The following is a 12,670-nucleotide window of genomic DNA, read 5'->3' on the forward strand; positions in this document are numbered from 1 at the left end:
TGACACTGTTGTCAGGCCCAGCGCGACGTCCGGCCCAGGGGCCCCTGACAGACATGTCAGAGGCCTGCCCCGGGGGTAGGGCGGCGTCAGGCCGATAGTCGTTGCAACCCCTTGAATCTCCAGCCCTCCGCCAGCGCCCGCTCCTGGCGCGGTGCTTGGCACTCTCATTGCTCTAGTGGCTGCCCATCACGGCGCGGCGACATGGGCCCGGCAACGGTGTCGCCCCGTCAAACTGTAGGGCACTCCATGGGGGAGTTCCCGACGCCCTCCGTCTCGGCCGGCCCCGAGACGGCGGGCGGATTCTTGTAGGGCGCTCCATAGGGGAGCTCCCGACGCCCACCGCCTCGGCCGGCCCCGAGACGGTGGGCGGTTTCTTTTCAGGGGGATGGGGGCTGCTCGGGGCTGGTGCTCGGGCTCGGCAGCTCACCCTCGAAGGGGCCATCGTCCTGGCTCTCCAGGAGCCACGCCCCGTCCCGGAAGACGAACTCCGAGGTGACGATGGCGGTGCGCTCGGAGGCCGAGGGCAGCCGCATCCACTGGATGCGGCTCTGCACCGTGGCCCGGTGCCCATCGTCGGACAGCTTCACGTCCTCGATTTCGTAGTCGGTGATGGACAGGTCCTTGTCGTCGTTGAGCTCCAGGCGCGCCTTCTGGAAGTCCTTGCGCCGCTCGGGGACGAGGATGCGGGTGGCGCTCCGGAAGTCCTTCCACCGGAGGGCCTGGTGAAAGCGCTCCACGGTGGGCTTGAGTGCTTCCAGGTTGGATTTCTTGGACGTGGTTGCGCACGCCCCGAGGACGAGCGCGAGGAGCAGGGCAGGCAGGCGATTCACGGTGGGGAGGGTACCACCCGGCAGCATCCTCGGACGAGAGAGCGGTGGTATGGTCCGGCTCCCCGCCCGAGCACCGGAGTCGCGAGCGCAATGGCCAAGTCGATGGTGGAGCGTTACGAGCAGCTCCTCCGGCAGGACCCCACCTCTTCCGTTTTCGTCGAACTCGCCAAGGCCCTGCTGGAAAAGGGGGACGCCGCGCGTGCCATCGAGGTCTGCGGGCAAGGCATCTCCCACCACCCAGCATCCGTTGTCGGGCGCGTGCTGTGGGGCAAGGCCCTCATTCAGCAGGGCCGGCCCGCCGAGGCGATGGACCAGTTCGAGCAGGCCATCTCCATCGAGAAGGACAACCCCTACGCCTACAACCTGATTGGCGAGGTGCTGCTCCAGCACCGGTTGTACCGGTCCGCGCTTCCCATTCTTCGCAAGGCCCTGGCGCTGCAGCCGAACGATGGCCGCGTGAAGCAGTGGCTGGAGCAGACGGAGCAGGCGTTCGCGGGTGGACCGGCTCCCGTGTTCGCGAACCTGATGGGGCTGGAGAAGCCCTCGTCGGACGAGGACGCGCCGTCGGAGGAGGCGTCGAAGGACGAGGCTCCGAGCCCCACGGTGGCGCCCATGGCCGCTGCCCGGCTGCGCGCCGCCGCGCTGGGGGATGCGGCGAAGCTGAAGCCTGCGAGCGCCGGTGCGGTGCCGGCGGGAGACGCCCCGGCGGCGGCTCGCGCGGATGTGGCATCCGAAGCCTCCGCGAAGGACTCGGAGCAGGGACGCACGAACGCGGACGCGGAAGGGAACGCTCAGGCGGGCTCGGACGTTGGCGCGGCGGAGCAGGGTGGAGCGGCAGTCCCTTCGGGTGACGCGGCTCCGCGGGACGGTGCTGACGGGGGCCGTGACGCGAGCGCCTCGCTGGGCCTGTTGAACCGGCCGGTGCCGGTGTCGTCAGTCCTGGGCGCGGAGCTTCCGAGCCTGGACCTGGGGCTGGGTGATGACGACGACGCCCCTCCGCGTGGCGTGGATGAAGCGGCTTCCGTGACCCAAGCGCCCTCGGAGGACTCCGCGTTCGAGCAACGCGCTGACGCCGAGCAGGACTCCGGCGCTGTCGCGGACCCGCCGACGCAACAGGTGTCCGTCGCGGAGGAGACTGCCGCGGCCTCGGAGCCCGAGGCGAGCGGTGACGTGGATGAACAGCAGGCCGGGGCCGCTCCGGCCGAGGACGCCGGGGCCTCTGTCGCGGGTGGTCTCCTGGGCGACCTTCCTCCTCCCGAGCCGACGGCGTCGAGGCCCGTCGTGGCGAGCACGCCCGCGACGCCGCGAGGCTCTGGGGGCAAGCGCTCCTTGCTGGAGGAGATCCCGGACGCGGCGCCCGCACCCGCGGCCACCGCCGCGAAGGCCAAGGCGCGCAAGCCGGACACCGAAGCGCTCACCGCCGAGTACGAGAAGGAACTGCGGGCGAAGCTGGCGCGTGAGGCGGCGAAGACGTCGTTCATCGCCCGGCATGGCGTGAAGGTCGCTGGGGCCGTGGTGGGCGTGGTGGTGCTGGCCATCGTCGTCTTCAGCTTCGTCAACATCCGCGCGAGCCAGGGCGGACAGACGCTGAGCGAGACGCTGGCCCGGGCCGAGGACCTCATCATCCAGGACACTGGGGCCTCGCTGGATGCCGCGCTGGCGCAGCTCGAGAAGGCGCGGGACATGGACGAAAGCAGCAGCCGGGCCTGGGCGCTGACGGCCTGGGCGCACGCGCTGCGCTACGCGGACCATGGGCAGGCCTCCGAGGACCGACGCCAGGCACTGGAAGCGCTGGAGCGGCCGGGCGTGAAGGACGCGGCCCCCGCGCAGGTGCTGGTTACCAACGTGCTGGTGGCGGACGAGCGCGGACGTGCCCTGGCGCGGAGCGCGCTGCTGGGCTCGCAGCAGGACAGCACCGAGGTCCACGCGCTCGCTGGCAGCCTGCTGCTGGAGGCGAAGGACGAGAAGCAGGCGCTCGAGCGCTTTGACCGCGCGCTTCGTGCCTCTGGCGCCAACGTCCGCGCGCTGGTGGCCCTGGGTGATTACTACAAGGCTTCCGAGGACTTTCCGCAGGCCATCGAGATGTACGAGCGTGCGCGCAAGAAATCCCCCGAGCACCCCTCGGCCCGCATCGGCCAGGCGGAGGCTCGGCTCGCGCTGTACCAGGACCTGGATGCCGCGCTGGCGGACGTGGCGCGGCTCGCGGAGGACCCGAAGCTTCCTGCGGCGTTGAAGGCGCGCCAGCAGCTGGTGCATGGCGAGCTGCTGTCCGCTCAGGGCAAGCATGCCGAGGCCCGCGCGCTGCTCTCCAAGGGCACCCAGGGCCCCCTGGCCTTCGAGTTCCAGCTCGCGCTCGGCGCCGCCAGTCGTGCGGCCGGGACGCTGGACGCGGCGCAGGCCGCCTACGAGGCCGCGCTCAAGCTGCGGCCCAAGAGCGAAGAGGCCCGCGAGGGGCTGGGCCGCACGCTGCTGGACCGCGACCGGGAGCGCGAAGTCCTCACCCGTCTGGAGGCCGACGGGGGCCGCAAGGTGGCCCTGGTGCGCGGCGCCGCGTATGCGCGCCTGGGAGACTGGAAGAAGGCCCGCGCGGAGCTGGCGCGCACGCGTGTGAATGACCGGTATCCCCCGGAGGCCGTCTCCTGGCTGGCCCTGGCGGACGCAGCCGAGGGCAACGGCGCCCAGGCGCGGGAGCTGCTGGAGAAGGCCCTGCACGCGGCGAAGCGGCCCCGCAACGACATGCGGCTGGCGCTGGGGCAGCTCTACTGGCGCGAGCGGGCCTACGACAAGGCGCAGGTCTTGTTCGAGGAGGCCCAGAAGGACCCGCGTGACTATGAGGCCGCGTGCTCGTTGGGGCGGTTGATGTTGTCGCGTGGGCTGCCCGACATGGCCCTCAAGCCGCTGACGCAGGCGGTGGAGCGCAACGGCGCGCACGGCGAGGCCCGGGACGCGCTGGGGCGCACGCTACTGGCCCTGGGGCGGACGCCGGACGCGCTCAAGCAGTTCGAGGCGTGGCAGCTGGAGAACCCGGGGAGCGCGGCCGCGCACAAGGGCTTCGCGCTGGCGCTGTTCCACTCTGGCCGCCGCAAGGACGCGGAGGGCGCGGTGCAGCGCTCGGTGAAGCTGGTGTCGGATGACGCCGAGGCGCACAAGCTTCGCGCGGCCATCCTCTTCGGCGCGGGAGACGCGCGGGGCGGCTTCTCCGCGCTGGAGCGCGCCAACAAGCTGGACCCGAAGGACGCGGGCACGTTCTGTGAGATTGCCCTCGCCTTCATGCGCCAGGGCAACAGTGGCAACGCGGAGGCGGCCTTCGCCGCGGCCCGGCGAGAAGGGCCCGACGCCACCTGTGGCCGGGTGGGAGAGCTGTACGCGCAGTTGCCGGGCGGTGGGCGTGGCGCCGCTCGGACGCTCAAGGACCTGGCGGCCAGGGCGCCGACTGTCTGGGACAAGGCCTTCGCACAGGCCACCATGGCGCGCGCGCTGCTGGGGGCGGGGGCCGTGAAGGATGCCCGTACCGCGGCGGATGAGGCCGTGCGCCTGGCGCCTTTCGATGGGCGCGCCCAGCTTGCACTGGGAATGGTGGCGCTCAAGCAGAAGCAGGAGGACGTGGCCCGGGCCGCGCTGGAGAAGGCCGTGGAGCTGGAGCCCGCGGACGGCCTGGCGCGCCTGGCGCTCGCGGATGCGTTGGTGCGCGAGCCCGGTGAACTGCCGCGAGCCGTGGAGTCCTACGAGGCGTTCCTGAAGCTGGCCGGTGGCTCGAATGAGGCCGCGCGGGTGAAGAAGGCCCTGCCCAGCCTCAAGAAGAAGGCGGCGAGGTAGCGTGAGGTATTTCTCCTCCCGGACGGATTCCCCACTGCTGCACATCATGTGGGGCAATGCGTTCCTGCTGTCGCTCATCTACCTGCTGCTGGGGCTGGGGGTGGAGATTGCCCTGCGCTACTTCCCCTCGCGCTTCCTCCAGCGGCTGTCGCTGTCGCTGGACTCGCTGCCGGCACGGGCCCTGGAGCTGACGGGGGCCATGGAGCCCTTGCGAGCGGCCTACTTCTCCGGCCGCATCTCCGAGGTGGGCGTGCGCGTCGTGTTCGGCATCACCACCATGGTGGTCATCTTCCTGCTCGCGATGGTGGTGGGCACGGTGATGGGCGGCGTCCGGACGCTGCTGGCGCGCCGTTCCCTGCGCGAGGGCGGACGCCGGCACCCCTGAAGAGGCCGCGGCTTCAGCTCCGGCGACGAATGGTGGGCTTGCGCGCGCGCACCGCGGCGTCCGGCACGGCCTGGGGCTCGTGGCCCGCGGCGCGCGCCATCAGGCAGATTTCCACCACCTTGGGGCCAAAGCGCTCCCAGCGGCTCTCCCCGGTGCCCTTCACCGCGAGGAATCCCTCCCGGTCCACCGGCAGCGCCGCGGACAGGCCCAGCAGCGTGGCGTCGTTGAAGATGATGAAGGGGGCGACGCCCAGGTCCTTCGACAGTTCCTTGCGCCAGCGCCGCAGCTCCGTGGAGGCCAGCTCGCTGTAGTTCGTCACCACCGGCGCCGCCGCGGAGCCCGTGCCACGCGAGCGCGACGCTGCCGGCCCGTGGGCCAGCAGCGTGGGCATCTTCTCCGGCGTGCACACGTCGCAGTTGCCACACGACGTGTTGGTGTCGCGCTGGCCGAAGTAGCGGAGGATGGCCGAGCGTCGGCACTTCTTGTCCCGGTCCGTATATGCGTACTCGGTCATCCGCCGCAGCAGCGACAGGTTCTGCCGCTCCTGCTCCCGCACGCGGCTCAGGTCGAGCCCCAGCTCGCGGAAGGGCACCCGCTCCAACGCGCGGATGGAGCGCCCGGCGAAGGGGCGCCGTACCTTGACCACGTGGGCCTTCTCCAACAGGCCCAGCGCGTGGCGGACCTCGTCCACCGACAGCCCGATGCGGCGCGCGAGGATGGGCAGCTCCGTGGTGACCTGCCGGCCCACGGGGAACGTCTCCAGCAAGGACTTGAGCAGCCGCTGTGCGTCCGGCGAGTGCGGCTGCGCCGAGGTGGCCTTCTCCAGCAGGGTGATGCCGTGCTCGCCCTCGCCTCGGCCACCACGCTCCACCTTGCCCTCGCGTTCGAGGATGCGCAGCGCCGCGGAGACCTCGAACTCGCTGGCATTCACCGTGCCCGCGAGCGCGTGCACGCCTCGCTCGAACTCCTCCACTGACTGGAGCACGTTCCACACGTCCCCGAAGATGGCCTCGGCCGGGTGGCTGCTCTGGATGAGCCGCTCCTGGGTGAAGACGTCCGAGTGGTTGAAGAGCAGCACCGCGCGCGCGGCCTGTCCGTCGCGGCCCGCGCGGCCAATCTCCTGGTAGTACGCCTCCACCGCCCGCGGGATGTTGGCGTGGCCGACAAAGCGGATGTCCGGCTTGTCGATGCCCATGCCGAAGGCGTTGGTGGCCACCGCCACCGCTTCCTTCGCGGACATGAAGGTGTCCTGGGCGCGGCGCCGGGCGTCATCGTCCATGCCCGCGTGGTACAGCACCGCCTTCACCCCGCGCCCATGCAGTTCGGAGAAGATGTCTTCTGCCGCGCGCCGCGTGGAGCAGTACACGATGCCGCTCCCGCCCGTGGACGCCAGCCGTGCGCAGGCCTCGTGCCGGTCCGCGTCGCCGCCCACCTCCTGCTTGCCCAGGAAGAGGTTGGGGCGGTCAAAGCCCATGGCGAATTCCTGCGGGTCCTTCATCAGCAGGACGCGCACGATGTCCGCGCGGACCTCCGGCGTGGCCGTGGCGGTGAGCGCCACCGTGCGCGGCGGACGCAGCCGCTTTCGCACCTGTCCGAGCAGCGCGTAGTCCGGCCTGAAGTCGTGCCCCCACTGGGAGATGCAGTGCGCCTCGTCCACGGCGAGCAGGTCCACGCCCAGCGCGGACACCGTCTCCAGGAAGCTCTGGCTGCGGAAGCGCTCGGGCGCCACGTAGAGCAGCTTGTACTCACGCGCGCGCAGCTTGCGCATCCGCTCCGCGCGCTCCAGGTCGGACAGCGATGAGTTGATGAAGGTCGCCGGGATGCCCCGCGCGGTGAGCTGCTCCACCTGGTCCTTCATCAGGGCAATCAGCGGCGACACCACCAGTGTCAGCCCCGGCAGCAGCGTGGCGGGCAGCTGGTAACACAGGCTCTTGCCCGCGCCGGTGGGCATCACCACCACCGTGTTGCGGCCGCTCAAGACGGAGGAGATGACCTGGTCCTGCCCCGGCCGGAACTGGGACAGGCCGAAGTGGCGGACCAGCCCCTGCTGTGCTTCCTCGAGGTAGGGCAGGTCCACCGGCATCGCGCGCATGTTCATCATCCTGGTCCAGCCGTCAACGGAAACGAGGCCGGCGCGCGGCCTCCACTCACAGGTCGAACCCTGGTGGAACCGGAACAGCCAGCCGCGCTCGTATCCGCGCGACGTCCTGCCGCCGCGCCTCCGTTTGCCCTGGCTCCAGCCGGCCATCCACCACGACGTCACCCTCGCGCACGCCCGTGGGCAACGACGCGCGCTCCACCGTGCATGCCTGTCCGGTGTCCAGCCGCACCACTTGCGCCCGGACGTCCTCCAGCAGCTCCACCTGCACCGCTCCCCACAGCCCCACCATGCTCACCATCATCCGCCGCCTCCATTCGCGCTCCACGCCCGCCGCTTCTCCTGTGCTTCGTCCGGCATCAGCCCGCGCTCCAGCATCGACACGTAGCCGCCGTCTCCCATCACCACGTGGTCCAGCACCTTGATGTTGAGCAGCTGCGCCCCCGCGACCAGATGCCGCGTCAGGCCCAGGTCCTGGACGCTGGGCTCCGGGTCTCCCGAAGGGTGGTTGTGCGCCAGCACGATGGACGTGGCGCGCGAGGTGAGCGCCGCGGCGAACACCTCCCGCGGGTCCACCGGGCAGGTGTTCATGGTGCCCTCCGCCACGCGCGCGTCATGCACCAACACGTTGCGCGCGTTGAAGCACAGGACGTGGAACACCTCGCGCCGCAGCGCCCCCAGCACCGGCGCCAGGTACGCGGCAATCTCCTTCGGCGTGCGCAGCCTGGGCCTGCGCTCCCGGGCACGCTGCGAGCGGCGGCCCAGCTCCAGCGCGGCCAGTGCCTGCGCCGCCCGGACAGGCCCCACGCCGGGCCGCAGACTCAGCGCCAGGGGCTCCTGCTGCACCAGCCCCTTCAGCCCGCCGCCCTCCGACAGCAGTGCCCCCGCCACCGCCCACGCTCCAGGCGCGCGAGGCCCGGAGCTCCACACCAAGCACAACAGCTCCGGGTCGGTGAGTGCCGCCGCCCCCAACCGGAAGAGGCGCTCCCGTGACTCCTCCGCGCCTCCCACCCCTCGCGCCCTCACCGACCCTTCGCCCGCCCACGCCGCTCCCGCCGCCGCCTGCTCCATCCCGCCGCCCTCCACGGGGCGGGGACAAAGCAACCCGTGTGCCTGCTTGTGCTACCTGGGGAGTGGGGTGCGTACCCGTCCCGACACGTGGGAAGGGGCTCGGATGCCGGACGGACATCCCTGCACCAGCTGGCTTCTCGGGGGCTGAGACGGACTGTCAGAAGCGGGAGAGGGCGAAGAAGCCCTTGATCTTCTCGTTCGTCTCGCGGAGCCGTTCGCTCAGCGTGCGGACGAACGTCCAGAGCAGCACGTACGCCAGGTCCTTGTCGGTGAACATCAGCTGGTCCAACCGGGAGCGCTCGATGACCCAGACGGCGCAACTCACGTGGGCGATGGCGTCCGCCGAGCGCGGCGAATCCTCGATGACCGCCATCTCACCGAAATACTGGCCGGGCTCCAGGATGGCGAGCGCCTCCTCGCCGATGCCGGGCACCGACTTGGAGATGCGGACCTTGCCCTCGGCGATTACGAACATCTCCTGGCCGGTTTCCCCCTCACGGAACAGAAAGGCGCCCGCCGGGTAGGTCCGGGAGTGGCCAATCTGGGCGACCTTGGCGAGCTGTCCCTGGGTCAAACCCTCGAACAGCGCAACCTTCTTGAGGACGGCGGCATCCATGAGGCCAGCTTCGTATCACGCGCCCGAGGCGCTCTGGTACCTTGGGGCCATCAACGAGATTTGGGAGGAGTCGTGGTGGAGGAGAAGATCAACAAGGTGACCATCATCGGCTCGGGGCCCGCGGGCTACACCGCGGCCATCTACGCCGCGCGCGCCAACCTGCAGCCGGTGGTGTTCGCCGGGGGCCCCACCCTGGAGCATCCGCAGCGTGTGCCGGGTGGCCAGCTCATGGTGACCACCGACGTGGAGAACTACCCGGGCTTTCCGGAGGCCATCACCGGCCCGGAGTTGATGGAGCGTTTCCAGAAGCAGGCGGAGCGGTTTGGCACCACCATCCACATGGAGAACGTGGTGAAGGTGGACTTCTCCCAGCGCCCCTTCCTCATCCAGGGGGAGAGCGTCAGCTGCCGCTCGGAGACGGTCATCATCTCCACCGGCGCCACCGCCAAGTGGCTGGGCGTCAAGGGCGAGGACACCTACAAGAACCGCGGCGTCTCCGCGTGCGCCACCTGCGACGGTGCCTTCTTCAAGAAGCAGGACGTGCTGGTGGTGGGCGGCGGTGACACGGCGATGGAAGAGGCGACGTACCTGGCGAAAATCGTCAACCACGTCACCCTCATCCACCGCCGCGACACGCTGCGCGCCTCCAAGGTGATGCAGGAGCGCGCCCGCCAGAATCCGAAGATCTCCTTCATGTGGGACTCCGCGGTGGAGGAGGTCCTCGGCGACGCGAAGGGGATGAATGGCGCGGTGGTGCGCAACCTGAAGACGGGCGACAGCCATCAGGTGAAGGCGACCGGCTTGTTCGTGGCCATTGGCCACACGCCCAACACGGAACTGTTCCAGGGCGTGCTGGAGACGCACCAGGGTGGCTACCTCAAGACGGTGCCGGGCTCCACGCGCACCAACATCGAGGGTGTGTTCGCCTGTGGTGACGTGCAGGACCACTACTACCGCCAGGCCATCACCGCGGCGGGCACGGGCTGCATGGCCGCCATCGACGCGGAGCGCTGGCTCATCGAGCACGGCGAGTAGTCCACCCGCCCGCGCGGCTCCGCTGAGCATTCCCAGGCCGGCCCCTTCCCGGGGCCGGCTTTTCCCTTCCCGCGAAGGACGCAGCAATCCCCATGAGCTCGAAGCAGAAGACGGTGGCGGTGCACGCCGGGACGCGGCTGGCTGGAAGCAAGGCGGTGCCGGTGTCGCCGCCCATCTACCCGGCGGCGGTGAACTGGTTCGACAGCAGCGATGACCTGGACAGCGCCCTGGACGGGAAGGACTACGCGTACGCCCGCATCAGCGCGCCCAACACGACGCTGCTGGAGGAGGCGGTGGCCGCGCTGGAAGGCGCCGAGGCCTGCGTGGCCTACGCCAGCGGCATGGCCGCGCTGCGCTCCGTCTTCGAGGCCCAGGGCTTCCGGGCGGGGGACACGCTGGTGATGCCGGCGGATGGCTACGGCGTCACGCGCGCGCTGTACAAGAGTCTGTGCGCCACGCTGGGCGTGGAGCTGCACGCGTTCCTGATGACGGACCCCGAGGTGCCCGGGCGCATCCGTGAGCTGAAGCCGCGCATGGTGCTGGCGGAGAGCATCTCCAACCCGCTGCTGCGCGTGCCCGACCTGCGCGTGCTGGCGCGGGCCTGCCAGGACGTGGGCGCGACGTTCGTGGTGGATGGCACCTTCCCGTCGCCCGTGGGACAGCGCGCGTTGGCGCTGGGCGCGGACTACGCGGTGCAGTCCACCAGCAAGTGGCTCAACGGGCACAGCGACGCGCTGGGCGGAACGGTGAGCGCCTCACGTGAGCGGATGGCGCCGCTGCGCGCCGCGCGGGTGCTGGCGGGTGACGTGCTGGGGCCCTTCGAGGCGTGGCTCACCTTGCGCGGACTGCGGACGCTGCCGGTCCGCATGAAGGCGCATGTCGAGCACGCGGCGCACGTGGCGCGGCGCCTCGCGGAGTCGCCTTTGCTGGAGCGGGTCATCTACCCGGGGTTGGCTTCGCACCCGGACCACGCCACCGCGCAGGAGCTGCTGCTGGGCGGCGGCCCCATGGTGGCCTTTGAAATCAAGGGCGCGGGGCGGCCGGAGTGCATGCGCTTCCTGGAGGCGCTGAAGGTGGGACGGCCCGGTCCTTCACTGGGGGACGTGTGCACGCTGGTGATGCACGCGGCCAGCGCCAGCGCGCGCCGGTTCACACCGGAGGAGCGGGAGGCCGCGGGCATCCGGGAGAATCTCATCCGCGTCTCCGTGGGGTTGGAGGACCCGGACGACATCGTGGATGACCTGCTCGCCGCGGTGGCCCAGGGGGTGCGCCGATGAAGATGGTGGACGTGGGGGGGAAGCCGAAGACGGGCCGCGTGGCCGTGGCCACCGCGCTGCTGCGGATGTTGCCCGACACGCGCGAGCGCATCCTGGCGGGGAAGGTGGAGAAGGGGGACGTGCTGGCCGCGGCGAGGCTCGCCGGCATCATGGCCGCCAAGCGCACGCCGGACTTCGTTCCGCTCTGTCACCCCATCGCGCTCTCGGGCGTGGAGGTGACGCTGGCGCCGGAGGACGCGGGGCTCCGGGTCCGCGTGCAGGTGAAGACGGTGGACCGCACCGGCGTGGAGATGGAGGCGCTCACCGCGGCCTGCGCGGCGGCGCTGACCGTCTATGACATGTGCAAGAGCGTGGACCGCGGCATGGTGCTGGACGCGGTGCAATTGGAGCAAAAGTCCGGTGGGCGCTCCGGCACGTGGCGGCGGGAGGAGGCCACGCCGGCTGAGGCGGCTGCGCCGCGACGTCGGACGCGCGCGAAGAAGGCCCGCTGAAGGGGGGGCCTCCCCCGAAGCCGAAGTGCCCGTGCGTTGGCGGACACAGGCGGGCTCAAGCCCCGCCTTCTGTCCGTCTCCACACGCCGCGAATGTGACGCCGTCCACGCCCAGGGCACGCTTGTCCCCGAGGGGGCTCCCGGTGCGCGGGGAAGGCCCCCACGTTGCACTTCAGGCCATGCGGGCGCGAAGGACATGCGCCGGTTCGAGAGGTGACGGGTGTTCGACTTGCGGGGCGTTCTGACGCTGCTGACGGCCCTGGGGGCCGCGGGCTGCGGTGCGCTCACGGAAGAGGGCGCCGCGGCCGACGTGTCGCAGCCCGTGGCGGACCGAGCCGCCTGCGACGCACAGGCGGCCCAGCGCCGCTACGTGTCCGAGGACAGGAAGGAGTGCCAGGTCGTCTTCTTCGTCTGCGCCCGGGGCGAGTCGCCCTTCTTCGACGCATGCGGCTGCGGCTGCTCGCGTCCCTGATGCACGGGCCTACTTCGACTCGCTGAGCAGGCGCTCCTGGAAGAAGGCCGCCACCACCAGCGAGTGGGAGATGTGTCCTTCCAAGATGAGGCGCGGCAGGTCGGCGCGCGGGTGCAGCTCCACGGCGATGTCCTCGCCCGCGTCCTGCCGCCCCTCGTGCCGCTTCACGCAGTCGAGCGCGAGGAAGTTGAAGCACACGTTGCCCTGGAACGCGGGGTTGGGGTGCACCTGGCCCACCGGCACCATTCGGCCCGGCACGTAGCCCGTCTCCTCTTCCAGCTCGCGCGCCGCGGCCCGCTCCGGCGCTTCACCCGGCTCCACGATTCCACCGGGGAGCTCCAGTGTGGATGCCTCGACGCCGAAGCGGAACTGCCGCACCAGCACGAGCTGCGCGTCCGGCGTCACCGCGATGACGTTCACCCAGTCCGCGCAGTCGACGCGCACGCGTGGGTGTTCGTGGCCCGTGCGCGGGTCCGCCCACCAGTCCTCGCGCACCCGGGCGACGCTGAAGTCATGCTCCAGCCCTCGCCGCAGTCGGCGCCAGGGCTTCACCTCTCGAGCCACGTGAAAGTCCTTCCCG

General features: G+C 70.8%; 12 protein-coding genes. 6 read left to right on the forward strand and 6 right to left on the reverse strand.

Going from position 1 to position 12,670, the window contains the following annotated elements; genetic code table 11:
* Positions 1-377: 377 nt before the first annotated feature.
* On the reverse strand, positions 378-830 hold the full coding sequence (locus OZ403_RS09770) for a hypothetical protein (protein WP_237078173.1): 453 nt from the start codon (positions 828-830) through the stop codon (positions 378-380).
* A gap of 90 nt (positions 831-920) precedes the next feature.
* Between OZ403_RS09770 and OZ403_RS09775 the strand changes: the two genes are divergently transcribed.
* Positions 921-4,646 (forward strand): tetratricopeptide repeat protein, encoded by a 3,726-nt coding sequence (locus OZ403_RS09775; RefSeq protein ID WP_268784030.1) that lies wholly within the window; start codon positions 921-923, stop codon positions 4,644-4,646.
* Position 4,647: 1 nt separating this feature from the next.
* On the forward strand, positions 4,648-5,031 hold the full coding sequence (locus OZ403_RS09780) for a hypothetical protein (RefSeq protein WP_268784031.1): 384 nt from the start codon (positions 4,648-4,650) through the stop codon (positions 5,029-5,031).
* 13 nt (positions 5,032-5,044) lie between these two features.
* Here OZ403_RS09780 and OZ403_RS09785 read toward each other — a convergent pair whose 3' ends face one another.
* From OZ403_RS09785 to OZ403_RS09800, 4 genes are all read right to left on the reverse strand, one after another.
* A complete protein-coding gene (locus OZ403_RS09785) occupies positions 5,045-7,132 on the reverse strand; it encodes a RecQ family ATP-dependent DNA helicase (protein ID WP_140789085.1) in 2,088 nt (695 codons plus the stop codon).
* Positions 7,133-7,178: 46 nt separating this feature from the next.
* Entirely contained in the window at positions 7,179-7,430 is a 252-nt protein-coding gene (locus tag OZ403_RS09790) for a DUF3006 family protein (RefSeq protein WP_140800643.1), read from the reverse strand.
* Complete coding sequence (gene radC, locus OZ403_RS09795) at positions 7,430-8,200, reverse strand: RadC family protein (RefSeq protein WP_140853548.1); 771 nt, start codon at positions 8,198-8,200, stop codon at positions 7,430-7,432. Before radC ends, OZ403_RS09790 begins: the two co-directional genes overlap by 1 nt.
* A gap of 157 nt (positions 8,201-8,357) precedes the next feature.
* Positions 8,358-8,816, reverse strand: coding sequence for a Crp/Fnr family transcriptional regulator (locus tag OZ403_RS09800; RefSeq protein ID WP_140789089.1), 459 nt, complete (start codon positions 8,814-8,816; stop codon positions 8,358-8,360).
* A gap of 72 nt (positions 8,817-8,888) precedes the next feature.
* On the opposite strand from OZ403_RS09800, the gene trxB reads away from it, so the two are divergent.
* From trxB to OZ403_RS09820, 4 genes are all read left to right on the forward strand, one after another.
* Positions 8,889-9,851: a thioredoxin-disulfide reductase gene (trxB, locus tag OZ403_RS09805; protein ID WP_140797729.1), complete on the forward strand. Its 963-nt coding sequence runs from the start codon at positions 8,889-8,891 to the stop codon at positions 9,849-9,851.
* Positions 9,852-9,943: 92 nt separating this feature from the next.
* Positions 9,944-11,128, forward strand: coding sequence for a trans-sulfuration enzyme family protein (locus OZ403_RS09810; protein WP_140789093.1), 1,185 nt, complete (start codon positions 9,944-9,946; stop codon positions 11,126-11,128).
* Complete coding sequence (gene moaC, locus OZ403_RS09815; protein ID WP_268784032.1) at positions 11,125-11,619, forward strand: cyclic pyranopterin monophosphate synthase MoaC; 495 nt, start codon at positions 11,125-11,127, stop codon at positions 11,617-11,619. The genes OZ403_RS09810 and moaC overlap by 4 nt, the downstream gene beginning before the upstream one ends.
* Positions 11,620-11,838: 219 nt before the next feature.
* The gene (locus tag OZ403_RS09820) at positions 11,839-12,090 is read left to right on the forward strand and encodes a hypothetical protein (RefSeq protein ID WP_268784033.1); all 252 of its coding nucleotides are present in this window, start codon (positions 11,839-11,841) and stop codon (positions 12,088-12,090) included.
* A gap of 9 nt (positions 12,091-12,099) precedes the next feature.
* Here OZ403_RS09820 and OZ403_RS09825 read toward each other — a convergent pair whose 3' ends face one another.
* Positions 12,100-12,654 (reverse strand): NUDIX hydrolase, encoded by a 555-nt coding sequence (locus OZ403_RS09825; protein WP_140789098.1) that lies wholly within the window; start codon positions 12,652-12,654, stop codon positions 12,100-12,102.
* Positions 12,655-12,670 lie beyond the last annotated feature (16 nt).

This window comes from Myxococcus sp. NMCA1 (assembly GCF_026810205.1).
GTDB classification, from domain to species: domain Bacteria; phylum Myxococcota; class Myxococcia; order Myxococcales; family Myxococcaceae; genus Myxococcus; species Myxococcus xanthus_A.